Below are 22,058 nucleotides of genomic sequence, written 5' to 3'. Positions count from 1 at the left end.
TGCGTGCACTGGTATCCCGACGTGCTGTTACCGTCTCAGCTACGCACATGACGGATCCCCCCATTCCGGGCATGGCTGCTGGCCTGCGGGTACTGGGGCTTGCTCAGGAGATGGTTGTACACAGTGTCGCCGACCAGGACTCGCCCGATTCCGGATGCGCTCGGGACCATCGGCTGGGGCCTACTCACAGGCGGCGTCCTCCTGGCCGTCGTGGCACTGTTCCGGCTCGGCGCCATGGGCAGCGACGGGCCGACGACCGCTGCCGGGCTCCCCTCCTGGTGGGCGGCGGTGCTCCTCGGGGCGATCGCTGCACTGGTGACACCCAGGTGGAGTAAGGAAGCGGCCAAGGGGCCGCCGGACGGGCGCTGGTCGCACGCGGTGCTGCTCGGCGTGGTGGCCCTGCTCTCGCTGTACGCCTCCTACAGCGGGTTCCCCACGGACGCGTTCTGGGCGACCGCGCCCTCCGGCGAGGAGTACTCCGCCGTCCCCATCAGAGTGTCCATCTGGGCCGCGCCCACAGTGATGATGCTGGGCGAGCTCCTCGCGGCGGCGTCCCCCCACCGGCCGCAGGTCCGGGCGCCACGACGCTTCCTGCCGCTCCTCGCGGTGGGCCTGGCCCTGGCCGTGGCCGCTGAGATCGCGCTCCGCACCGCTGCTCTGCACCAGCCTGTGGACTACGTGGCGGCGGCCCCCGTCCCGGAAGTGGGCCCCGCGGTGCCGACCGAAGTCAACCAGGTCGGCTGGTCATGGGAGGCGCCCGCGGACGCCCGGCTGGAGGCTGTGCGTCCTGGACTGTTCGGTCCCCTGCTCCTTTTCGAGGACGGTGTGGTCGCCCTGGACGGCACGACCGGGCAAGAGTTGTGGCACTACCGGGAGCCCTACAGAGACGTCGTGGAGGTGTCGGTAACCGACGACGGGGCCACGGCCGTCGTAGCGAGCCTTCCGAAGGGGCAGCCGTCCGGCGACCAGACCGTCACGGAGATCGCGACCAGGTCGGGGAAGATCGCCCGGGAATCGGTGCTGGACTCGTGGATCGCTGACGCCGCCCTCGAAGACGCCGGATTCGAGTTCTTCGGTCGGACACCGCACACGCGGCTGTTCTTCGGCAGCGTAGACGGCAAGTCGGCCCGCTGGAGCGCTCGCTCAGCGGACACTGGCGAGGAGGTGTGGTCGTTCACCGTGCCGGAGGAAGAAGGCCGAGCCTGCGTCCAGGACGGCCCTTGGACCTCCGGCAGGAACTTCCTTGTAGTCGAGAACAGAGTCCTCTTCCTTTACGCATGTGTGGACAAGAACACCGGCACCCCTTCCTGGCATACCGACCCCTGGGTGCCGAACGACGACCCGGATAATCCGCCCATCCTGAATATCGTCGCCAAGAACGCGGACACCGGAAAGACGGCATGGGAGCGCACTTGGGAGGGCCCAGTGGAAACCTTCTCCAGCATTGCCTCTCCGAATCATCCTCCTGACAGGGAGGCCGATCCCGTAATCGCCCTTGACTCCTCGGGGGATGACCCGCCGCTGCTACTGGACCCGACCGACGGCTCGCCCATCAATGACTCACCTGAGGAGCTGGTGAACCTCAAGGACAGTGACCAGTCGAACTTCAAGCGGTTGTTGTACTCCGACACCGATACCAGCATCGTCCAAGTGAGCGGCGACTCTGAAAGACTGAACCCTGCGACATTTCGAATGGTTTCACACATCGATGGCAGCACGGACACCCTACGCATCCCAGGGGACATGCTGTCCGACGAAGAGCTGCTTACGTCGACTGCACTCGGCGACTCGATCGCATTCATGTCCCGATCCGGCGGCCCGGATTCATACTCCCTCTCCTTTGCAACCCTGCCTTTCGGCTCCGACGTGAACGAGATCGATTGGATCGATCTCACCGAGATCCAGTCGGACGCCGGACCCGACGGCATGCGAGATGCGTGGCGAGACCGGGCACAGGTCGTCCCAGTTCCGGGCGCGGTGGTCGCCTATGTCAAGGACACCGAGCCGATGGTCGTGCACGGACTGGTGGGCTGACACAGGCCAGCTCCCTCATCAGGAGGTCGCGCAGCAGGTCTCGGGATGGCCATGGCCAGATGATCCGCCGCCTGACGCAGCCGACGGGTGGGCCACCGTCACGACGCCCCAGCCCCCACCGCCCTGCGTAGGGTGCGGGACAGTTGCACTCCCACATCCCGCCGGCTCGTTCCTGTCTTCAAGGACAGCCACGCTCCGAACAGCATCACCCAGAACGTCGTGAGCACCCAGTCCGGCGTCAGCTCTGCGTCGATCTCGCCGGCCTCCTGGCCCTGCACGATCACGGCCAGCAGCGCCTGAACCCGCTGCTCCCCCTCCTCCCAGGCGTCCGGGTCCACCAAGGCGTTGTCGGCGAACACCAACCCCAGCACCGACCCCAGCCCCAGGTACTCCTGCGCCAGGCGGTCCAGCGAGTTCAGCGCCCCTTCCCCGTCCAACCGCGCCGCCTCGTCCGCGCGGGCGAACCGCACCCGGCACTCCTCGTCGACGGCCGCCAGCAGGTCCCCCCGGTCGGTGAAGTGCCGGTGGAGCGTCGACCTACTCACGTCGCCCGCCTTCGCGATCTCCGCGAGGGTGGCCGACGTGTCCCCCGCCAGCGTCTCGATGGCGGCCTCGACGATCAGCCTCCGGGTCCGGCGTGCGGTCGGCGACAGGTCGGTTGTGCTGCGGTGCATGGGGGCGATTCTAGGCCTCCGCAGCCGCAGAGCCGGACCCGCAGGTCATTTTTTGCGACATCCATGTGTCACAATGCTTCGCATGAGTAGCAACACCGGCGTACGAGGCCCATGGACGCTCCCGGCGGCCCTGGCGACCGCCGCGCTCGCGAGCGGCGCACTGGTCGTGTTCGGGCCCCCGCCCGACGGCCCGGTCTCCTTCCCTCTGACGGTGCCGCTGCTGCTCGCCGCCGCCGTCGCCGCGCGCATACTCCCCGGCCGGATCGGCGCCGGCGTCGGCCTGGCGGCGGTCGTCCTCGCGGTCGCGGCCGCGGTCACGGCCCTCGCCCCCCAGGCGGAAGACGGCCTCACCGCGGTCGCCATCGGGATCCGCGTCCTGCAGTTCGCCGCGCTGGCCGTCGCCGCCTACGCGGGCATACGGCAGGTGGTCAGGCCGCCACGGGACACCGACGGCCCACGCCGCGACTGGACCCGGCCGCTCCAGATCACCGCGCTGCTCTGCCTCTCCGCCATCGGCGCCGAACTCCTCGCCGCCTACAGCGACAACACCGGCGACCCCGGCGGCGTCGCCTTCGCCGTGGTCTTCTTCGCCGCCCTCTACGGCGCCCCCGCCCTCCTCGCCCGCGAACTCGTCCGCCGGCGCGGCTGGGCCTGGCCCAGCCTGCTGCTCCTGTACGCCGCCCTGGGCACGGCGCAGGCCTGCCTGATCGACCAATCTCTGTTCAGCGCCGACTACCAGGGCTACGAGGGCTGGGAGGAGATCCGGGAGGCCACCCTCATCCCGCCGCTGGGCATCAGCGCCTACAACGCCTTCAGCTTCATCGTCGGCCACATCGTCTACAGCTTCGCCGCCCCGGTCGCGCTCGCCGAAGCCTGGGCTCCCCAGCGCGCGCGGGAACCGTGGCTCGGGCGGGTCGGGACGGTCGTCGCCGCGCTCGCCTATGCAGGGGCCGCGGCGCTCATCGTGTCCGACCCGGAATCGCGCTCCGGTTCGCCCCTACAGCTCACGGTCGCGGCAGGCATCGTCGCCGCGTTCGTCGTAGCCGCCGTGCTGATCGGCCGACGGGCGACGGCGGGGCCGGCGGAGGCGGGGCGACCGCCGCGGCCCACACGACGGCTGCCGCTGTGGCCGGTCTTCGCCGCCGCGCTGCTCGTCGCCTTCGCCCTCGACCTCAGCCCCCAGTCGTGGGGCGGTGTGCTGCTGAGCCTGGCCGCCATCAGCGCCTTCGCGGTCGCCCTGCTGGCCGCTGCGAAGACCCGGGACTGGACGATCCGCCACAGCGCCGCCGCGGCCCTCGCCTTCCTCCTGGCGCGCGGCCTTATGGCGTTCACCTACTTCCCGCTCCTGGGCGACGTCGCCCCGCTGCCGAAGTACACGCACAACGCCGTCATGCTCCTGGCCGTGCTCGCGGCCGGGTGGTTCGCGCTCCGGGGGAAGCGCGCGCCGCGTTGAGGCCCGCGTCGATCGCGGGGGGCCTGATCGCGGGCGGGACCTGATCGCGGGCGACGCCTATCCGTGCCCGTCCCCCGGACCGCCACCGCCATCGTCAGCGCCCACGCCAACTCCTCGGTCAGCGCTTCCCGCATCGGCCTCGGCCAACGCCTCGTAGATCGGCTCCAGCGCTTCCGCCACCAGGGGTATCGGCGCATCCCAGTAGGCGAGCGGGTTCAAGGGCCGCTGGGGTCCGGGCAAGGGCAGCGGCTCGGACGCGGCCCAGAACTCCTCCGCCCCCTCCGGCAAAGGTTCCACCTGCACGTCCAACTCGTTCGGCGGACGCACACCACCCCCGGCCTCCTCCAGGCGCTCCAGCAGCAGCGCCGGTGAAACCCCGTGCCACCCCAGGAGCAGGAGCGGATCCTCGTCGATCGCGTCGGCGAACACGTACAGCAGCGCCGCCACGTGCTTGCACGGAAACCCGTTGTCCGGGCAGGAGCACACCGGCCGCATCTTCCGCAGCGGCGGGAACATCTCCGCCCCGACGGCCCGGAGGGCGTCCTCTGCGCCCGGGGGCATCATTCCATCCTCCAGCGCGTTCCCGGTCTCCTCGGCTTCGGCCCCCGCCAGCCGGTCGATGACCTGCTCCGCACGCGCCTCGCTCAGCGGGGCCGTGTGGAAGGCGGAGCGGTAGTCGTACCTCGCACTCCCCGCCACCTCGCCGCTCACCCGCCCGCTCTCGACCAGGATCCTCTCCACCGCGCCGCCGCGCGCGTACGAGCGTCCCCGGGACAGCCTCCCCGTGTCGCCGCCGGACTCGACCTCGTCGACGAAGCGCCGCGCCCACCAGTTCTCCCCGATCGGTCCCCGCGCCCTCACCCGGACACCGCCTCAGGCGCCAGCCGCACGACCTCGCGCAGCTCGTCGACGCTGAGCTCGCTCAGCCATTCCTCCCCCGACCCGCCGAGCACGGCGTCCGCCAGCGCCTTCTTGCGTTCGATCATCTCGTCCACGCGCTCCTCCAGCGTGCCCATGCAGATCATCTTGCGCACCTGCACGGTGCGGGTCTGCCCGATGCGGTACGCCCGGTCGGTGGCCTGCTGCTCCACGGCCGGGTTCCACCACCGGTCGACGTGCACGACCTGGTTTGCGGCGGTCAGGTTCAGCCCGGTCCCGCCCGCCTTGAGTGACAGCAGGAACACCGCGGGCCCATCGACCCCCTGGAACCGCTCCACCATCGCGTCGCGCTTCTTGCGCGGCACCCCGCCGTGCAGCCACAGGACCGGCACGCCCAGGCGCTTCTCCAGGTGCGGGGCGAGCATGTCGCCGAACTCGGTGTACTGGGTGAAGCAGAGCGCCTTGTCCCCGTCGGCGGCCATCTCCTCCAGCATCTCCTCCAAGCGCGCGAGCTTGCCCGAGCGCCCGTGGAGGCGTGACCCGTCCCCGAGCGCGTGGGCGGGGTGGTTGCAGATCTGCTTGAGCCGGGTCATGGTCGCCAGGATCAGCCCCTTGCGGCGGATGCCGGTGGCGTCCTCAAGGGCCTCCACCATCTCGTTCACCGCCGCCTTGTAGAGCGACGCCTGCTCCGCCGTGAGCGTGCACCACGTCTTCATCTCCTGCTTGTCGGGCAGGTCGGCGATGACGTCGCGGTCGGTCTTGACGCGGCGCAGCACGAACGGGGCGGTGGCGCGCCGCAGCCGGGTCGCGGCCGCCGCGCCCTCCTCCTGGGAGGGGCCGCGTTCGATCGCCGCGGCCGTCCGCTTCTCGAATGCTTCCCGCTCCCCCAGCAGGCCGGGGTTGGCGAACTCCATGATCGACCAGAACTCGCCCAGCCGGTTCTCCACCGGCGTCCCGGTGAGCGCAACCCTGGCCGCCGCCGGTACCGCCCGCACGGCCTTCCATGTGGCGGTGCGGGGGTTCTTGATGTGCTGTGCCTCGTCGCAGACGGTCCGCGCCCAGTCCAGGCCCGCCAGCTCCTCGGCGTCACGGCGCAGGGTGCCATAGGTGGTGAGGACCAGGTCTGCGCCGGCGCAGGCCTCCTTGAGGCCGGCTCCCCGCGGGCGCCCGGCCCCGTGCTGGACGTGCACACGCAGCTCGGGCAGGAAGCGTTCGGCCTCCTTGTGCCAGTTGCCGATCACCGACGTCGGGCAGACGACCAGCGTCGGCGCGCACGGTCCGGCGTCCGCGCGCTCTTCGGCGAGCACCGCGAGCACCTGCAGCGTCTTGCCCAGCCCCATGTCGTCGGCGAGCACCGCCCCCAGGCCCAGGCGGCCGAGGTAACGCAGCCAGGCGGCGCCGCGCCGTTGGTAGGGGCGCAGCCGCGCCTCCAGTCCAGGCGGGTCCTCCATGGGCGCGAAGGCCTGCTCGGCCCGGCCCTCCAACAGGGCCCCGAGGTCCCCTCCGGCTTCGACGGAGGACACCTCCAGGCCGCCGACGGTGGGCTCCAGCGCCATGCGCAGCGCTTCGGCCTCGGTCACGGTTCCCGTCCCGCGCTTGGCGATGGCGTCCGCCGCGGCCTTGAGGCGCTCCGGGTCCAGGTGGACCCACTCCCCGCGCATGCGCAGCAGCGGGGCCTTGAGCTGGGCCAGCTCCTGGAGCCGCTCGGCGCTGAGTTCGACGTCGCCGAGCGCGGCGCGGTAGTCGAACTCCACCAGGCGCCCGGCGATGCCGTCGCCCGCGGCCGGCGCCCCCTGCTCCTCCAGGCGCAGTGCCACCGTGGTCTCCCGCGTGCCCGCCCACGGGGGCAGCAGCAGGCCGACACCGGCCTCGCTCAGGGCGGGTGCGAACCGGGTGAGGAATTCGCAGGCCTGGACCGTGTCCAGGGTGCAGGTGCCGTGTTCGCGCACGTCCTCGCGGTTCAGGAGCGGGTACATGTCGGCCGCCCGCCCGAGTGCGGCCTCGATGGCCGCGCCGCGGTCGCGGGGAAGCCAGTCGGCGGCGTCGTCGGCGCGCGCGTCCTTCAGGGGGATCATGAGGGAGGGCTCGTCCGCCGACTGGATCCACGCCTCCAGCCCCCACGAGACGCCCTCGTCCAGGATGAGCGGCTCCGGCGAGCGCGCTCCGCCTGTCCCGTGGTGCTCGTCGTCCTCGCCGACCTCGTCCTTCCCCACTTCGGGGAAGTGGTCGTCATCGGGGCCGGGACCGAGGTCGGGCTCGAGGTCGGGCTCCACGAGCCGCAATGCCAGCCGCACCGCCGCCGTCCGCCGGTGCACCGCACCGAACCACTCCGACAGCCGCTCGGCCAGTACGCTCTGATCGCGCCCCCAGGCGTATCCGGGGACCTCACCGTCGTCGGCGAGCAGCCCGTGCAGCCAGTACGCGTACAGCCGCGGCCCGGCGGGCAGCCGGAACTCCCGGCCGTCCAGCCGCTCGCGCACCGCGAGGTCGGTGAACACGCACAGCGCCTCCAAGGCGTCGACGACCACGGCCGAGCCCGCCTCACGGGGGTCATTGTCGGCATCCGGGCCGTGGTGGGCGCGCAGCACCGGGGGGACCGCCGTGGCGTAGGAGCGCAGCCAGGACATCACCTGCGGGTCGAGCACGGGCCGCCACCGCGCCCGAGGGGCGGATGCATTGGTGCCGAGGTCCGCTTCGGCCTCCTCGACCCATTGCGGGACGACCCGGCGGGCGGCGGCGAAGGATTCGGCCGCCTGAAGCAGGACTTCCAGGTGCGGCAGGGAGGCACTCCCCGACCCCGCCGCCGAGGACCGGTAGGCGCGCAGGAGCGCCGCGGCGTCGGCGGGGTGCAGGACGAGCGCCGGGGCCTCCCAGTCGCGCAGCCCCGCGCGGGAGGCGGCGCTCTTGGGAGCGTCGAGGCGCACCCCCAGCGATGGGGGCGTGAAGGGGTGGGTGGGGCCGCCGGGCAGTCTCAGTACCGCGGTCCCGGGGGCGGGGAGCCCCGGGGCGGGGGCGTAGGCGTACCCCTGCGCGAGGGCCCGGATCACCGCCTCGCGGTTCTCCGGAGCCCGGTACAGGAGGTGGACCACCTCTTCGGCCAGCTCCCTCGGCCCCATGGCGTACGGGTGGGGGCGTGGTTCCCCCCGGGACCTGGTCACCGCGGGGAGTTCGGAGTCCATCCCCCAGACCCACAGGGCCCGGTCGGACCAGAAGGCTTCTAAAACGCGCACTCTCCCAGTGTGGTCCCCTACGCCAACCGGTCGGGCACGTTCGGGATGCAAAGGGTCTGGGCCTGCTCCGCGCCTGCTGGGAGGCCCGACCGGGGGCGCCCCGCCGGCGCCGGTAATGTCGCTCTGTGACCATGGATACGGCGTTGGAAACGGCCCTCGTCCCGCCCGGCCCGGTGACCCTCTCGGACCGGTGGACGCAGACCCGGTGGACGACGCAGGTCGAAGCCTTCCGTCTCTCGGTCGTCCCGGTCACCCGGGGCCTCTACGCCGAAGTCACCGGCGAGCAGCCGAGCGGCCCCGACGGCGCGGACCTCCCCGTCACCAGCGTCTCCTGGCTGGACGCCGTCCGCTTCTGCAACGCCCTGTCCCGCCGCGAGGGCCTGACCCCCGCCTACACTCCGAACCCCGACGACCACACCGCCGAGTGGGACACCTCCGCCGACGGCTACCGCCTGCCCACCGAGGCCGAGTGGGAGCACGCCTGCCGCGCCCGCACCGTCGGCCCCCGCTACGGCCGCCTCGACGACATCGCCTGGTATTCGGGCAACGCCTCCGACCGCATCCACCCCGTGGGCGGCAAGGCCCCCAACGCCTGGGGCCTGTACGACATGCTCGGCAACGCCTGGGACTGGTGCTGGGACCTCTACGACCCCGACGTCTACGGCTCCTACCGGGTGCTGCGCGGCGGCGGCTGGTCCGACGAGCACTGGAGCTGCCGCGCCTCGGTGCGCCGCCGCAGCCACCCCACCTTCCGGATCGACGACGTGGGCTTCCGCGTGGCCCGCTCGTAACCGCCCACTCGCGAACGCCCGCTCGTGAACGCCCGCGCCGAGCGGCCGCCCGGCGCGGGCACCGGGCGGCCGCCGTCACGGCGCCTGCGCCGAGTGCCTTTCGAGGAGGTCGACGGCCGCCCGGTAGTGGTCGAGGCCGTGGTCGACCCACCTTCGGGCGAGGTCGGCGGCGGTCGTCCCGTCGATCACCTCATCGCGCACGCTCTGGGCGAGCAGGAGTTCCACCAGCGCCACGAGGCGATGCTCCGGCAGCTCGCCGTCGCTGTACCCCGTGCGCCTGAAGACCCGGTGCAGCAGGCCGTGCCGATCCGCCCCGCTTTCGAGCAGGTACCGGATCTCGCCGAGACGGACCTGAAACGCCTTCTCTTCACGGGGGAGCGACCGTTCCAGCATCTTCTCGAGCGCGTCGGGCCCGTACCTGAAGCTCCTGCCCCCGGCCGTCCGCAGTTCACCGATGATCTCGGCCGGATAGGGCAGGGTCGCGACGGCGAGGTCGACGAGGGTCCGGCCCACGCGGTTCCTGGCGTTGATCTGGGCCCCGTGGTCGAGCAGGGTCCGAATGAGCGCCCAGCGGTCGCCGTCGATCGTCTCCAGCACCGAGGAGACCTGCCCGTTGACGTCGACGGCGGCGAACAGGGGCGAGTTCCCGTACTCGGCCTGGAGGTTCGGATCGGCCCCCTCCTCCAGTAGGGCGGTGACCTCCGCCAGGTCGCCGCGGGCGACGGCGTGGTGCAGGGGCGACATCCCCCTGTCGTCCAGGGAGTTCGGCCCGTCCTCCCGGTCGGTCGGCTGGAGTTCGAAGACGGCCATGGCTTCGTCGTGGTAGGGCGGGGCGGCGCTGGCGCCGTAGAGGGCCCTGGCCCCGTGGAACAGCTTGGCGGCGGGGCCCAGGTACGCGTCGTACGGCTGGTCCTTCTCGTCCAGGTGGTCCATCGGCGCGTGGTAGCCCTGCAGGAGGAATACCAGCATCTTCCGGCCGGGGGTGGGCTTGGCCTTCAGCAGGGCGAGGGTGTCCGCGTCCCCCTCGAACCACGCGTCGAAGTCGTCCACCTCGACCCCGGGTCCGAGGGCGTGCTCGATATACTCGTCGACGGCGCCGTCGAGCCGGTCGGCCAGCTTGTCGCCGAGCAGGTCGAAGGCCTCGGCCGCAGTGGGCCTGAGACCCCAGACCGAGAGGCATTCGAGGTCCTCGTCGTAGTCGAGGAAGTCCTCGTCTTCGCCGTCATATTCGGCGTCGAGGTCATAGGCGACCACGGCGTACCTGTTCGGCCCGACCGGCCCCGTCACCCGCCCCGCGTCCGCGTCGGCGAGCATCCGCACGATCTCTGTCTGATCCATGGCCCGACCCTGCCAGCCCCGTGTGACAGCCCCCTGGTCGCCGTCCCGGTCTGTCCCTTCCTCGCACTGGCGTCAGACCGTGAACAGGCCCCAGTACGCGGCCCAGGGCAGTAGGACGGCGGTCCCGGCGAGCAGTGCGCCCAGGCGGACCTTCGCGGGGGTGTCGAGGGACGCGCGCGCTCGGTGGCATCGGACGACCAAGGTCAGCGCCCCCGCTGCGGCCCCCAGGGTCGCCAGCTGCAGTGCCAGCCACGGCAGCGGGTGCCCGGCGACGACCGGGCCCGGCGTCGTCCCGGCGTTGATCATGATCATTCCGAGGTAGCCGATGGTGAGCGGGGGAACGGCCAGGCCCACCAGACCCAGCGCCGCGGCGGTCCGGCGGCCGGGGCGCAGCCGGGGCCGGTCGCGCAGGCGGGAGTAGGCGCCGACGAGGAGGGACCCCCCGAACGCGGCCATGAGCACGGCGAACGCGGCGATCTGGACGCCGGACGACTCGTACGCGGCCAGCGGCGCGAGCGATTCGCTTTCCTCCTCCTGCTCCGGAGGCGGGTCCCCCCTTCCTGCGGCGGCGGTGCCGGACAGACCGTGCACCCATTCGGTGACCGTCCGGACGTACTCGGGTGAGAGGTCGCGGAAGGAGGCGGCAGGGTCGCCCTCCGCCTCGACGTATCCGTCGTCGCTGGGCTCCATGCTGTGCCCCACGCCGTCGATGACGCGCAGCGTGGAGCGGGGGTCGCCGCCGCGCGCGAGGGCGTCCGCGTAGATGCGGAGGGTCTCCCCCGGCGGGGTCGACCAATCGAGGGCGGCGGCCACCCCCAGGAACGGCCGGTCTAGCCGCTCAAGCGCGGGCCGGGGGTCGTGGCCGTGCAGTCGGAACATGTCGGCGGCCACGATGTGGCGGGTCAGCGTCTCCCCCAGCCGCGTCCGCAGGGGCTCCGACACCCCGGCGTGCCGGAGCTGCATCCGGTTCATCCACACCTGGGTGCGCTCCGGTGTCAGGGCGCTGGAGTTCGCGGCGATCACGAAGTCCACCGCCGGGGAGCGGTCCGCGGCCTCGACCACCGTCCAGCCGCCTTCGCTGTGCCCGTGCACCCCGACCCGGTCCGGGTCCACCTCGGGGCGCTCTTCCAGCAGGTGGACGCCTGCGATCGCGTCGTCGGCCAGGTCGGCGATGGAGGCCTCGAACATGGAGTAGCCGTCGTCCGGGCCGCGCTTGTCGTAGATCAGGGTCACGATCCCGGCGCGCGCGAACGCCTCGGCCTGCGGCCGGTAGACCTCGCGCGGCAGCCCTTCGCCCGCCCCGGCCACGAGCACGATCGCGGGCAGGCCCGTGCCGCCCCCGGCCGGCGCGATGACGGTCCCGCCCATGGTCCGGTCCCCGCCTTCGAAGACGACGTCCTCGGTGACGAGCTCCCCGGAGCGGGACGGCCCGTCGGCCGCGCCCGGGCCGCGGCCTGCGGAGGCGGCGGAGGGGACGGCGGCGGTGGCGGGGGCGGGGAGCGTTGCGAGGAGGAGCAGGACGAGCGCGGTCAGGGTCGCGGAGCGGCGGGCGGCACGAGGCATCGGTCGGGCCCTTCGGCTGGGGGGCTTCCGCCTCCAGGGATACTCGTACACAGAAACTTGTGCAAGGAGATTTGTGCACACTGGCCGACGGTGGCCGGTCGGCAGCGTCCGCCTGCCACGCATTGCACAGGCATCTGTGCACAACTACGGTGGCCGCATGGATGACGACGCGTCGGCTCCGCGCAAGATCACCGACCTCGCGGCCCTGAAGGCCTTCGCCCACCCCAGGCGCCAGCACATCATCCAGCACCTGACGGAGCAGGGGCCGGCGACCTCGGCCATGCTGGCGCGCGCCCTGGACCTGAACACGGGGGCGACCAGCTACCACCTGCGCGAGCTCGCGCGCCACGGCTTCGTCGAGGAGGTCTCCGTCGAGGGGGCGCACGGGCGGGAGCGGTGGTGGGGCGCCCCCCGCAACGACCTCCGGTTCCCGCTGCGCAGCGAGCAGGACCCCGCCACCCGGGCCGTCATGGACGAGATGACGGGCTACACGCTCTCCCGCGACATCGCCGCCTTCCAGGAGGCGTCGCGGGCCATGGACCCCTCCGACCCCTGGGCCGACGCCTTCCCCTTCTCACGGGGAGCGATCACAGTGACCCCGGAGGAGCTGGCCCGGTTCTTCGAGGAGTACATCGACCTGCTCAAGCGGTACCAGCGGCCCCCGGAAGAGGCCCCGGCGGAGGCCCGCGTCATCCTCACGCACTTCCTGGGGTACCCCGCTCCGGCGCGACCGGAGGCAGACGGGGGCGGGGACGGGAGCGGGGACAGAGACGGGCCCGAGGGCGGAGGCGAAGTCGGCTCCGAGGGGCACTAGCCCTGTTCAAGCCGCGTGCGGCCTTGGGAGTGACCCCTCCCAAGGCCGCACGGTGTTCCTCCGCACCATCTCCCGATCGATTCGTCGGCGCGCCCCTCCCGCCCCTGTTCGGCGGGGGGCCGTGCCGCGCTTTCATGGAGATGGCGATTCCGCTTCGATGGCCATCAGAGGTTGTGGATACCCGATACGCTCACCACCGCTGAAATCGACCGGAGGATCGCCCTCCCACGCGGATCCGTCCGCGCTCAGAGAAGGCCCAAAGGACGCTCAGAAGAAGCGCAGTCGCTCGCGCATCTGCTTCTCGGGGTCCTCCAGGTAGATCAGCTCGCCGCGGGCCATCGCCTGCTCCAAGTAGGCGTACACCTGGATGGCGCGGTTGATGACGTCGGTCTGGGTGTCCCCCGTCGCGGCGACGGTCGTGTCGAGGGCCTGGGTCGACCGGGCCGTCAGGTTCACCGTCACACGGGCGGATCCGGACCCCGAACGACGGGATCCCCCACCGCGGCTCTGCTGCTGTCCGGACAGGTCTGTCGATTCGGCACTTGAGATGTTGGGCGGCATCACGCGACCTCAATCTTGATCGGCCCGTTCATCGGCCCGTTCATCGGCCCGTTCGGGCACGGCGACGGCGCACGGCGTTCAGGCGCCACGGGTGAACGGGTGGGCTTCGGCCGGGCATGCGGCACAGGTGACGCCGACGCGACAGGTCTGACCTGGAGGCGCGGCCGGCGTCGACGGGCAGGACCGGACGCACGCGGGAAGGGATCGGGGCACCGGCGCTGGAGCGCGCCGACGGGTAAGTCGAGGTCCCACCTGAAGATCGCCATGCGATGCATCCCACCCCCTATATCCATGCATCGATCGTACTCATTGAGGATGCCTGTCCGGCGGGCGATTGTCAAGGCTCCCAGCACTGACGTGCGCGGTCGGCATGCGGCACCGGTCCGGGCCGAGCCATCACCCTCGCTCTCGCGAAAGCTTTCAACCTGCGCCTTTCCCGCTGCGCGCCGCTCCCCAGGAGGACGCTCCGCGCGCCCGCGCGACGCCTTCCACCCAAGATCGGCGATTCCTCCGCTTTTCGGTCATCCATTCCCTTTCGCGCTGACCATGCATCAGATGCGCATGCGACAGACGCTTGTTATACGATTCTCTTCTGCTATCGTGACGGCCGTGGATACCCGGCGCTGATGCGTCATGAGCGCCCGAGCGGCTCGAACGGCACCGAGCGGCCGCCGGATGCGCGTTGACAACTCGATACACACCACCAGGTTCTGGAGGTCATCGCCTATGGGTGAACCCCGGGGGCAGTCACCACAGCGCATTGATGAGGCCCAGGAGGACCCGGCCGACGAAATCGAGGAACGCAGCCTCGCGGACGACTCCCCCAACACGCGCGCCGACGTCGTCTTCGACAGGACCCCCTGCCGCTTCTCCCTGGAGGCCGGCGTCGGACCGGCACGGGGAGCGATCTCAGGGGAGGCGGGCCCCGGCTCTCCCATGGAGGCGGCCGGGGCCACGCTCGTCACCATGGTGGCCACCGCGATTCCGCCGGCGGGGATCGGCGTCCTTCTCGTCCTGACGAAGGCGCCCGCCGCGGCCGTGGCCGCCGCCGCCATCTCGGTATGGCTCGCCGCCGTCGGCATCTTCTTCTGGATGCGGCGACGGCGGTGATCGAAAGCCGAACCCGGGTGGGCTCCCCCGTCCCCGCAGGGAAGCCCGCCCGGGTCTCAGTGGTGCGCGGGAAAGGCACGCCCCCGCGCCGCTTTCCCGCGTTCCCGCGGCCTCCGGCCGCCGTCCACCGGCGGATCAGCGGGTCTTGAAGGACTTCCGCAGCGAGGCCCGCTTCTCCCACGAATCCCTGCCGGGCCCCTCGGGCATCTCGGGGAACCAGCTGTCGTGGCGGATGAGGAAGCGGCGCCGCTCCTCGTCGCTCATGCTCCCGATCTCGCCGAGCTTCTCGAAGTACTCCTCCCGCCCCGCCCCGGGGGCGAACAGCATCAGGAACTCGGTGGGTTCGCCGGAGATGTTGCCGAACGAGTGCATGCCGCCGGGCGGGATGTAGAGGTAGTCGCCCTTGGCCGCATCCATCCAGCGCTCGCCGTCGAAGACGTGGATCTCGCCGGACAGTATGTAGAACGCCTCCGACATCGTCTTGTGGAAGTGCGGCTTGGTCCCGCCGATGGCCGGCCCCATCCGGTTCTGGTAGAGGCCGAACAGGCCGTCGGTGCTCAGCCGCGTGGAGAGGTAGTGGAACTCCCCGCCGCCGGGCGACGTGTGGTCCGGAGGGGTGTCCGCCGGGCGGAAGGTGGCGCTGACCTCCCACGTGTCGCTGTCGTGGAGGACGCCGGGGTAGTCGGGAGCGGGAAAGGACATGGTCTGCTTCTCTCTGGTCGTACGTCCGTCGCCGAGTCGGGCCCTGGGCCCGAGGGCACGGCAGGATGCCGCTCCCCCGGCTACCCGCCCGGCTCCGCTTCACTGACGGATCCTCCGGCACGGATGTGACAGACGGGAAGCGGTTTTTCCGCGCCCTGCGCCGATCACACGATGCCGAGCGAGACCAAGAGCCTCCAGACGTCCGTCGACGGGTCGCGCTTGACCGGGTCGCACTCGGGCGCGTGCCCGGTGCGGGCCGCCCATCGCCCCCGCTTCGCCGTTGGCTCGCCGGACGGCCGGCGGTCGACCTGGCCGGTCTGCGCCTTCCCGGCCTTGCAGCCGCCGTGCTCACAGGCATTCACGAGCGCGCGTGCATTGGCCACGGCGGCGGCTTCGCGGCCACGGAGGGCGTCTCTCCTCCGCCCCTTGATGCTCTTGTCGTTGCGCTTGTCGTAATCCTTGAAGGCCTCGGCTCCTCTGGCCGCGCGCAGCTTGTCAACGACGTGCCTGCTGCTGCCGCTCTGCGCCCCTGAGAAGGGCTGGAAGTGCAGGAGCAGCCACAGGTCGAACGAAGGATGGGAGAGGCAGACGTCGACCTGCACATCGGAGGCCGCGGCCAGAGCCTCCCTGATGTCGCCGTCCCGATCGGCACCGTCCTTGTCGAACAGGACCCATGCCTCCTCGCCCTCACGCGCCTTCTCGGCCGCCTTGGCCACGGCCTGCTTCGGCAGCAGGCCGTTCCTGTCGCTGATGGGGTGGATCTGGAAGGGGCGACGACCGTCACCACGGTCACCACCGTCGCCGAACGTGTGGTTGAGGTGGATGAGGTAGTCCGGCTCGGTCGCCGCCCCTTCGACGGCGACGTAGAGCACCCGGACCTGGCGATCGCGGGACGCCGCCGAAGGCCCGAGCGGGATCTCGTCATCGATGGAGCTGCGCCGACGGCGCCGCCTGTCCCGCTTGCTCACGCGCTCGGCCTCATCCCCGACTGCGCGATCTCCCGCGCGATCTCGCCGGGTGTCAGCCGGGGCACGCCCCCGTACCGCCCCCGCAGGTAGCCACGTTCAAGGCTCTCCTCCTTGCGCGGCTTCGCGTCGGTGACCGGGTAGAGCTCGGTGGCCCCGTCCTCCCCCTTCCTAGTGATCCACACCTGGTCGCGGTCGAGAGGCCGGTCGACCACGGCACTGCCCAGGAGCGACACGTCGTGCGTGGTGAAGATGAGCTGCGCACCATGGGGGTTGGAGTCCGGGTCCTGGAAGATGCGGACGACCTCGGCGGCGAGCGTCGGGTGGAGGCTGGAGTCGAGTTCATCGACGAGGAGCACGTTCCCCTCGTCCAAGGCTTGAAGCATCGGCCCGAGGAAGTCGAACCAGATGCGCGTGCCCTGCGACTCCTCGCGACGGTAGTGCAGTGACACGTCCCCGTCGGCTCCCTTGTGCTGGAATCTGACCCTCGCCAGTCCATGGGCGACGCGCTGCGGCCCTCCCTCTTCCCCTTCTAGGGTGGGGAACCAAGGCTCCAGCTTGACCCCGGTGATACCGAGGTCGGCGACGGCGAGCAGGCGTTCGATCTCTTCTCGCCGGGATTTACCTCCATCAGCCAACATCCTTACGGTGGGCCCGCCTCCCAAGATGTTTTCGTGCAGCCCGGACTGCATCTGCTCAAGCCTGTCCGTGAACCAGCGGAGCAGGGGGCTGAGCTGGGGATCGTTCAGCGCAGCGCCAGTTGAGAGGAACAGCGCGTTGGGCCGGGTCATGTCCACGATCGCATCGCGTTTGCCCTTGAAGCCCGCCCCACGGAAGACGTACTCGTCGCCGCCGTCTTCTCCACGCTCAGCGTCCCGGTCGAACCACACATTGCGCTTGCCGTGGGGATAGGCGTGCAGCCACTCGGCCTCGATGCGCTCGTCGGAGACCTCGAAGCCGTATGTGTACCTCGTGCCAGGCTCCCCGAGCAGCAAGTCGATTTCGAAGAGTGACGTCTGCTCTCGGGACTCGCGATCGAGTTTGAACGGCCAGCGGGGGACGCGGTCAGGGTGCCGGGCCCAATCCGCGAATGAGCCTGTCACGGCCTGCTGCATGAAGGTCAGAGCGCTGACCACATTCGACTTGCCCGAGGCGTTGGCTCCGAAGAGGCCCACGACCGGAAGCGCGCTGACCGGCCTGCCCTTCGAGCGAAGGGGTGTCGGCCTGGCCGTCCCTTCGTTGAACTCGGTTCCGACGAGGGACAGCGTCTGCTCGTCACGGATCGAGCGATGGTTGGCGGTCCGGAATCGGAGCAGCATGCCCCACCTCCTCCTTCGACGCCCGATGAGCCTGCGTCAGGCGCGTTCTCATACAGACGAGCTGCACGAGAGCGCCTTTGACAACTTTACGTCACCAACAACCACGTGACGAAAAACCCCGGGCCTTCAGCCGAAGAGGCCGAGGAGGCGGGCGAGGAGGACGACGGCGACGACCGTGCAGGAGTAGGGCAGGGCCTCCCAGGCGGAGAACAGCATCCATTCGCCGCTGGTGCGGTGGGGCGGGTAGGGGGCGGGAGCGCGCCGGCGCCAACGCCGACGGTCCGCCTTCGCGGTGCGGGCCGGTGGTGCGCCGACCGGGCGGGGGCGGCCGGGTGGGCGCGAGGTGCCGGGTGGACGGGACGGTGCGGGCGGCGTGGGTGGTGGGGGCGGCGCGGGTTGTTCAGGCCGCGCGGTCGGCCTTCCGGACGCCGGGAGGTGGCGCAGGTCCAGGGCGCCGGATTCGGCTCTGCGGGCGCGTCTGTCGGCGTGGGTGGTACGGACGTCGCCGAGGGTCGGGGCGGTCGCGCGGGCCTCCGGGCTGAGCTGGCGGGCGGTTTCGAGGAGCCAGGGCGGGAGTTCGGCCTCTGGGACGTCGTGGCTCGCACGGGCGTGGGGCGAGCGGAGCAGGGGCGGCCCATCGATTCGGGGCTGGGGCCGGGGCGGTGGCTCGGGCGTCGGGGATGGGGCCGACCGGGCGTGGCTGAAGCGCTGCCCGTGGCCCCGGGAGAGGACCAGGCGGACTCGGCTGGCGGCGGGCGGTGGGGCGGTCGTCGGTGGGGTGGGCGCCGACAGGGATGCTAGCGGTGGGGTGGGGGTGGCCGGGTTGTCGTTGTTCATGGGGGCCTCCGAGTGGAGCGATCAGGGGGAGCGCCGACGTGGGCGACCGTCGACGTGCTGGGGAGCGGATGTGGCCGTCTGGGGGCGGACCCTGGAGGGGGCCGTGAGGGGTGGCGGCGATGGCGTGTGGGGCGCTCCGCCCGGCCCCCTCCGTCCGGGCGGAGCGCGTCCGGGGCGGTCAGTCGTCCCGCGGGGGCGGGGTGGGGGTGGCCGCGAGGATGGAGGCGATACGACGGGCGAGGTCGGCGTACTCCTCGACGGGGAGGAGGCGGGTCATCTCGGGCTCGGCGATCTCGCGCTCGAAGCGCTGGCCGGGCCAGAGGAGCCACCACCACGGGCGAGCGGAGTGGGCATCGGCGCGGAGGACCGCTCGCCGGAAGGCGAACGGGCAGCCGCGGAGCCGGGCGGAGTCACCGCCGTCGGGGTCGAGGACGTAGGCGTCGACGACGGAGATGGAGGTGTCGACGGCCGCGCCGAGACCGCGCGCTTCGAGCTCCTTGGCGAGAGCGAAGAGCGGGTGGAGGGGCGAGCCGGTGTAGACGGATACGGGCATGAGGTCACCACCTGAGGTGCAGGGGCCGACTGTGCGTCGTGTAGTCGGCCTCTCACTCAGAGAGTACTTACTCATGAGCAAGTTGCAAGCGCTTCTTCAAAGTCATGAGGGAGTTCTGTTCCGCTCCGGGGCTCTATGATCTCCCTAGCCCCAGTTCACGGAAGGACGACCATGAGTGACCCGTCTGCCCAGACCGTGCGGCACCGCCGGGTTTCGGCTGAGCTCAAGAAGATGCGTGAGCAGGCCGGAAGGACCTCCTACGAGGCCGCGGACGCCATGGGATGGCACCGGACCAAGGTGCACCGCCTCGAACGCGGGGAATGGAAACGCCTCCGCGAGGCGGATGTCCGGAGCCTGGCCGAGTACTACGGTGTCGCCGACCGGCGCCACGTGGACGCACTGGTCGCCTTGGTCAAGGTCGCCAGCGCACGAGGCTGGTGGTCCCACTACAAGGACGTGCTCGGTCCAGGCTCATATGTGAGCCTGGAGGCACAGGCCACTCAACTGCGCTTCTACAGCGGGATGCTCGTCCCCGGCCTCCTCCAGACCCCCGCGTACTCGGAAGCGATCATGCGGGTCGGGCGTATCCAGGACGAGGCCGAGATCCAACGCCGCCTGGAGGCCCGATCGGCGCGGAAGGCACTCCTTGAACGCGGTGATCGCCCAAAGGTGCAGGTCATCATCGACCAAGCCGCACTGAACAAGTGCATCGGCTCGCCAGAGATGATGGCCGAACAGGCACTCCACTTGACTCGACTCCAGCAGGACGGAGCGATCGAGATCGGGATCATCCCCGATAGTCACGGCGCTCACGCTGCGCTGACCGGCCAGTTCGTCATCCTGGACTTCCCGGGCACGCATGACGACAGCGCCGTCTTCATCGACAACGCCCACAACGGAATCTTCCTCGAAGAGATGGACGAAGTCAGAGACTACAATGATGTGTTCGAGCTGACGTGGTCCGGCTGCCTCACAGGAACCGAGGCACACGCGTTCCTCGTCAACACAGCAAAGAAGAATGTCGAAAGGGCGCTAGAGGTCGAACAATGATCTTCCCCGATGCTCAGTGGAAGAAGAGCAGCTACAGCAGCGACAAAGGACAGGAGTGCCTAGAAGCCAGCGCGACCGTGACGAATGATGCACACCTGAGACCCGTCATCGTTCACTTCAGGGACTCAGTGAACAGGGAGAGATGCACCCTTTCACTCCGCCCCGACGAATGGGTCGCGCTTCTACAAGCGTGCCGCTCACTCGGGAATCCTTAGCCCGAAAGCAACATCGAGCCTCTCAACGAGCTTCTCCGTCTCGTTCTCGAAAGCCCCCCGGGGGACTTCCCCCTCTCCCCCTGTGGGCGCCTTCAGCGACATCTGATAGACGGCACTGCGCACGCGCCCCACCAGAACGAAAGCCGTGCTGTCCCCTTCACCTTCCCCGTAGACGACATACGCACTATCCGAGATGTCTTCGTCCCCCTCCTCCAGGACTTCGCCGACCTCTGCGGATGCGCCGGAACGCCAGTCGTTGTACAGGGCATCTGCGCGTTCTTCCCTGCTCTCGCCGTTTCCGGACGCCAAGATGGCCTCGTAGGAGAAAGTGAGGTCCCAACGATCTGTGGACGCGTACTCCGGCGTGAGCTTCCATTCACATTCGTCTCGGACGATGCGTTCACTTCCGCCGCCATCGAACGCATCATCATGGAAATCCTCGTCCCCGTCCAGGCGCTCCAAGCCGACTGCGGAGATACTCGGAAGGGTCCGGCTGCAGATGTCGAGCTTCCCCGGAGGCATCGAGGGCATGGGCTCCCCTGTCTGCTGAGTGACAGCGCCGCCACCCGCCGATGGGGGTTCCTCCTCCCCTCCGCCGGTGACGGTGGAGACGAAGAGGCGCAGGGTCCCGACGATGACGCCCATCACGAGGAACGCGGCCAGGGTCCCCGAGACAAAGACGACGAGAAACGCCTTCCACCCGTGGAGCCCCTTCTTCGCCGCCCTGCTCGCCGTTGCCTTCTCGGCCATAGTCTGACCCTCGCCTAGGGGTTCTGCTGCTCCAACTGCGCCTTCACGTCCGGGTGCTCCAGCGGCCGTGTAAAGCCGAGGATGTCCGCACGGCTCGGGTCATCATACTCACGCGTCGCGATCGGCCCGCAGTCGGTGCACCAGGCCTCCACCATCAGCCCGTCCCCGATCACCATGCCGACGTGCCCCGGTCCGGGCGGCTCATTCGAACGGCTCACATCGAAGAACACGAGGTCTCCGGGCTGTTCTTCGCCCTGCTCGATCTTCGGACCGAACTTCCACTGGTCCTGCGAGATCCTGGGGATCGACACCCCGATGCTCTCGTACGCCTTCATCAGCAGCCCCGAGCAATCGAACGCGTCCGGCCCCGTCCCCCCATACAGATACGGCTTCCCTCGCTGGGCCAACGCCCAATCCACCACGGCCTGCGAAGCCTCGTCCGGCGCCTGTCCGATCGGCGCCCCCTGGTCGTCGACCGTGCAGTTCACCGCGGTATCGATCGACCCGCTGGTGTCGAAGTCGCCAGCAGAGTACTGATCGGCCCACCCCATGACGTCGTCCACGTACCACCAGGCGTGGTTGTACGAGTAGATCGCCTGCCGAACGTCGTCCTTGATCCCATTGGCGATCAGATAATCGGCTGCCGCCGGGATCGCGTCCTCAGGGTCGTAGACGCTGACCACGCCGTCCTCATTGCCGTCCTGACCATAGCCCTGCTCCGGACGGTCGTCGGCGTCCATGATCGGCTCACCGCCCCAGCTGTTACCGGCGGCCGATCCGTCCAGAGCGCCGAACTGCATGGGCCCGGCGGCACCCCAGTCGTTGTGCCCCTCGGTGATGCCGGGACCCTCCCAGCGTCCGTGCTTACTCTCCACCTGGCCGATGCCCGCGAGGATGTTCCAGGGAATCCCCTTCTTCTCTCCCCACTCCTTATAGAGCTCCAGGTAGTTCTCAGGAATCGAGTCCTCGGCGTACCCACTGCTCTGAGCCTGCTGGGCATTGGGATCGGACGAGCATTGGAGCCCTTGCACCGCCATGTACCCCGCAGGTTGAAGGATGGCCAGCGGAAGCACGACAAGGACCATGACCAGCGCCCCGGCCATCAGGAACCCGACGGCGATGGCCAGCCGTGTGGCGCCGGCCCCGGAATCGTCCCGCGGCCATCCGACGAAGAGGGAGATCATTCGCTCACCTGCCGAGAGGGGTCATCGCATGCGACA

The 22,058-nt window shown here is 70.2% G+C and carries 19 protein-coding genes; 7 read left to right on the top strand and 12 right to left on the bottom strand.

Translation table 11 applies throughout. From position 1 onward, the window contains the following. Window positions 1-123: 123 nt before the first annotated feature. On the top strand, window positions 124-2,034 hold the full coding sequence (locus tag O4J56_RS02335; RefSeq protein WP_270683436.1) for a PQQ-binding-like beta-propeller repeat protein: 1,911 nt from the start codon (window positions 124-126) through the stop codon (window positions 2,032-2,034). Window positions 2,035-2,132: 98 nt separating this feature from the next. Here the strand turns inward: O4J56_RS02335 and O4J56_RS02330 are convergent, their stop codons facing one another. Then, window positions 2,133-2,708: a TetR/AcrR family transcriptional regulator gene (locus O4J56_RS02330; RefSeq protein ID WP_270683371.1), complete on the bottom strand. Its 576-nt coding sequence runs from the start codon at window positions 2,706-2,708 to the stop codon at window positions 2,133-2,135. An 82-nt stretch (window positions 2,709-2,790) separates the two neighbouring features. On the opposite strand from O4J56_RS02330, the gene O4J56_RS02325 reads away from it, so the two are divergent. Next, window positions 2,791-4,161, top strand: coding sequence for a hypothetical protein (locus tag O4J56_RS02325; RefSeq protein ID WP_270683370.1), 1,371 nt, complete (start codon window positions 2,791-2,793; stop codon window positions 4,159-4,161). 57 nt (window positions 4,162-4,218) lie between these two features. Here O4J56_RS02325 and O4J56_RS02320 read toward each other — a convergent pair whose 3' ends face one another. Continuing rightward, entirely contained in the window at window positions 4,219-5,022 is an 804-nt protein-coding gene (locus O4J56_RS02320; protein WP_270683369.1) for an SWIM zinc finger family protein, read from the bottom strand. Next, window positions 5,019-8,156, bottom strand: coding sequence for a DEAD/DEAH box helicase (locus O4J56_RS02315; RefSeq protein WP_270683368.1), 3,138 nt, complete (start codon window positions 8,154-8,156; stop codon window positions 5,019-5,021). The genes O4J56_RS02320 and O4J56_RS02315 overlap by 4 nt, the downstream gene beginning before the upstream one ends. 245 nt (window positions 8,157-8,401) lie before the next feature. On the opposite strand from O4J56_RS02315, the gene O4J56_RS02310 reads away from it, so the two are divergent. Beyond that, a complete protein-coding gene (locus tag O4J56_RS02310; protein ID WP_270683435.1) occupies window positions 8,402-9,061 on the top strand; it encodes a formylglycine-generating enzyme family protein in 660 nt (219 codons plus the stop codon). 75 nt (window positions 9,062-9,136) lie between these two features. Here the strand turns inward: O4J56_RS02310 and O4J56_RS02305 are convergent, their stop codons facing one another. After that, a complete protein-coding gene (locus O4J56_RS02305) occupies window positions 9,137-10,399 on the bottom strand; it encodes an ankyrin repeat domain-containing protein (protein WP_270683367.1) in 1,263 nt (420 codons plus the stop codon). A 72-nt stretch (window positions 10,400-10,471) separates the two neighbouring features. Further along, the gene (locus tag O4J56_RS02300) at window positions 10,472-11,962 is read right to left on the bottom strand and encodes an alpha/beta hydrolase family protein (protein WP_270683366.1); all 1,491 of its coding nucleotides are present in this window, start codon (window positions 11,960-11,962) and stop codon (window positions 10,472-10,474) included. 157 nt (window positions 11,963-12,119) lie between these two features. On the opposite strand from O4J56_RS02300, the gene O4J56_RS02295 reads away from it, so the two are divergent. After that, window positions 12,120-12,776: an ArsR/SmtB family transcription factor gene (locus O4J56_RS02295; RefSeq protein ID WP_270683365.1), complete on the top strand. Its 657-nt coding sequence runs from the start codon at window positions 12,120-12,122 to the stop codon at window positions 12,774-12,776. 267 nt (window positions 12,777-13,043) lie between these two features. Here O4J56_RS02295 and O4J56_RS02290 read toward each other — a convergent pair whose 3' ends face one another. After that, window positions 13,044-13,238 carry a hypothetical protein gene (locus O4J56_RS02290; RefSeq protein WP_051061699.1) on the bottom strand — a complete coding sequence of 65 codons (195 nt, stop codon included), beginning with the start codon at window positions 13,236-13,238 and terminating at the stop codon, window positions 13,044-13,046. 825 nt (window positions 13,239-14,063) lie between these two features. On the opposite strand from O4J56_RS02290, the gene O4J56_RS02285 reads away from it, so the two are divergent. Next, window positions 14,064-14,447 (top strand): hypothetical protein, encoded by a 384-nt coding sequence (locus O4J56_RS02285; RefSeq protein ID WP_270683364.1) that lies wholly within the window; start codon window positions 14,064-14,066, stop codon window positions 14,445-14,447. Between the two features lie 135 nt (window positions 14,448-14,582). Here O4J56_RS02285 and O4J56_RS02280 read toward each other — a convergent pair whose 3' ends face one another. The 4 genes from O4J56_RS02280 to O4J56_RS02265 form a co-directional block, all read right to left on the bottom strand. After that, window positions 14,583-15,149, bottom strand: coding sequence for a cupin domain-containing protein (locus O4J56_RS02280; protein ID WP_270683363.1), 567 nt, complete (start codon window positions 15,147-15,149; stop codon window positions 14,583-14,585). Between the two features lie 164 nt (window positions 15,150-15,313). Beyond that, window positions 15,314-16,117: an RloB family protein gene (locus tag O4J56_RS02275; RefSeq protein WP_270683362.1), complete on the bottom strand. Its 804-nt coding sequence runs from the start codon at window positions 16,115-16,117 to the stop codon at window positions 15,314-15,316. Then, window positions 16,114-17,433 carry an AAA family ATPase gene (locus tag O4J56_RS02270; RefSeq protein WP_270683361.1) on the bottom strand — a complete coding sequence of 440 codons (1,320 nt, stop codon included), beginning with the start codon at window positions 17,431-17,433 and terminating at the stop codon, window positions 16,114-16,116. The genes O4J56_RS02275 and O4J56_RS02270 overlap by 4 nt, the downstream gene beginning before the upstream one ends. Window positions 17,434-18,448: 1,015 nt before the next feature. Continuing rightward, complete coding sequence (locus O4J56_RS02265; protein WP_270683360.1) at window positions 18,449-18,823, bottom strand: hypothetical protein; 375 nt, start codon at window positions 18,821-18,823, stop codon at window positions 18,449-18,451. A 171-nt stretch (window positions 18,824-18,994) separates the two neighbouring features. Between O4J56_RS02265 and O4J56_RS02260 the strand changes: the two genes are divergently transcribed. Both O4J56_RS02260 and O4J56_RS02255 read left to right on the top strand, forming a co-directional pair. Continuing rightward, window positions 18,995-19,873 carry a helix-turn-helix domain-containing protein gene (locus O4J56_RS02260; protein WP_270683359.1) on the top strand — a complete coding sequence of 293 codons (879 nt, stop codon included), beginning with the start codon at window positions 18,995-18,997 and terminating at the stop codon, window positions 19,871-19,873. Then, window positions 19,870-20,088, top strand: coding sequence for a DUF397 domain-containing protein (locus tag O4J56_RS02255; RefSeq protein ID WP_270683358.1), 219 nt, complete (start codon window positions 19,870-19,872; stop codon window positions 20,086-20,088). The genes O4J56_RS02260 and O4J56_RS02255 overlap by 4 nt, the downstream gene beginning before the upstream one ends. Here O4J56_RS02255 and O4J56_RS02250 read toward each other — a convergent pair. Beyond that, a complete protein-coding gene (locus O4J56_RS02250; RefSeq protein WP_270683357.1) occupies window positions 20,071-20,838 on the bottom strand; it encodes a hypothetical protein in 768 nt (255 codons plus the stop codon). The genes O4J56_RS02255 and O4J56_RS02250 overlap by 18 nt on opposite strands. Window positions 20,839-20,852: 14 nt before the next feature. Continuing rightward, window positions 20,853-22,022 (bottom strand): C40 family peptidase, encoded by a 1,170-nt coding sequence (locus tag O4J56_RS02245; RefSeq protein ID WP_270683356.1) that lies wholly within the window; start codon window positions 22,020-22,022, stop codon window positions 20,853-20,855. Window positions 22,023-22,058: the final 36 nt, after the last annotated feature.

Origin of the sequence: Nocardiopsis endophytica (assembly GCF_027706725.1) — a bacterium.
Lineage (GTDB): Bacteria > Actinomycetota > Actinomycetes > Streptosporangiales > Streptosporangiaceae > Nocardiopsis_A > Nocardiopsis_A endophytica.
This window is presented reverse-complemented; position numbering and strand designations above follow the sequence as displayed.

What these genes read in the sequence shown, in the direction of transcription:
- O4J56_RS02330 (WP_270683371.1), bottom strand. Translation starts at nt 2,708, where the DNA reads ATGCACCGCAGCACAACCGACCTGTCGCCGACCGCACGCCGGACCCGG.
- O4J56_RS02325 (WP_270683370.1), top strand. Translation starts at nt 2,791, where the DNA reads ATGAGTAGCAACACCGGCGTACGAGGCCCATGGACGCTCCCGGCGGCC.
- O4J56_RS02315 (WP_270683368.1), bottom strand. Translation starts at nt 8,156, where the DNA reads ATGGGGCCGAGGGAGCTGGCCGAAGAGGTGGTCCACCTCCTGTACCGG.
- O4J56_RS02310 (WP_270683435.1), top strand. Translation starts at nt 8,402, where the DNA reads ATGGATACGGCGTTGGAAACGGCCCTCGTCCCGCCCGGCCCGGTGACC.
- O4J56_RS02305 (WP_270683367.1), bottom strand. Translation starts at nt 10,399, where the DNA reads ATGGATCAGACAGAGATCGTGCGGATGCTCGCCGACGCGGACGCGGGG.
- O4J56_RS02300 (WP_270683366.1), bottom strand. Translation starts at nt 11,962, where the DNA reads ATGCCTCGTGCCGCCCGCCGCTCCGCGACCCTGACCGCGCTCGTCCTG.
- O4J56_RS02295 (WP_270683365.1), top strand. Translation starts at nt 12,120, where the DNA reads ATGGATGACGACGCGTCGGCTCCGCGCAAGATCACCGACCTCGCGGCC.
- O4J56_RS02285 (WP_270683364.1), top strand. Translation starts at nt 14,064, where the DNA reads ATGGGTGAACCCCGGGGGCAGTCACCACAGCGCATTGATGAGGCCCAG.
- O4J56_RS02280 (WP_270683363.1), bottom strand. Translation starts at nt 15,149, where the DNA reads ATGTCCTTTCCCGCTCCCGACTACCCCGGCGTCCTCCACGACAGCGAC.
- O4J56_RS02270 (WP_270683361.1), bottom strand. Translation starts at nt 17,433, where the DNA reads ATGCTGCTCCGATTCCGGACCGCCAACCATCGCTCGATCCGTGACGAG.
- O4J56_RS02265 (WP_270683360.1), bottom strand. Translation starts at nt 18,823, where the DNA reads ATGCCCGTATCCGTCTACACCGGCTCGCCCCTCCACCCGCTCTTCGCT.
- O4J56_RS02260 (WP_270683359.1), top strand. Translation starts at nt 18,995, where the DNA reads ATGAGTGACCCGTCTGCCCAGACCGTGCGGCACCGCCGGGTTTCGGCT.
- O4J56_RS02255 (WP_270683358.1), top strand. Translation starts at nt 19,870, where the DNA reads ATGATCTTCCCCGATGCTCAGTGGAAGAAGAGCAGCTACAGCAGCGAC.
- O4J56_RS02250 (WP_270683357.1), bottom strand. Translation starts at nt 20,838, where the DNA reads ATGGCCGAGAAGGCAACGGCGAGCAGGGCGGCGAAGAAGGGGCTCCAC.
- O4J56_RS02245 (WP_270683356.1), bottom strand. Translation starts at nt 22,022, where the DNA reads ATGATCTCCCTCTTCGTCGGATGGCCGCGGGACGATTCCGGGGCCGGC.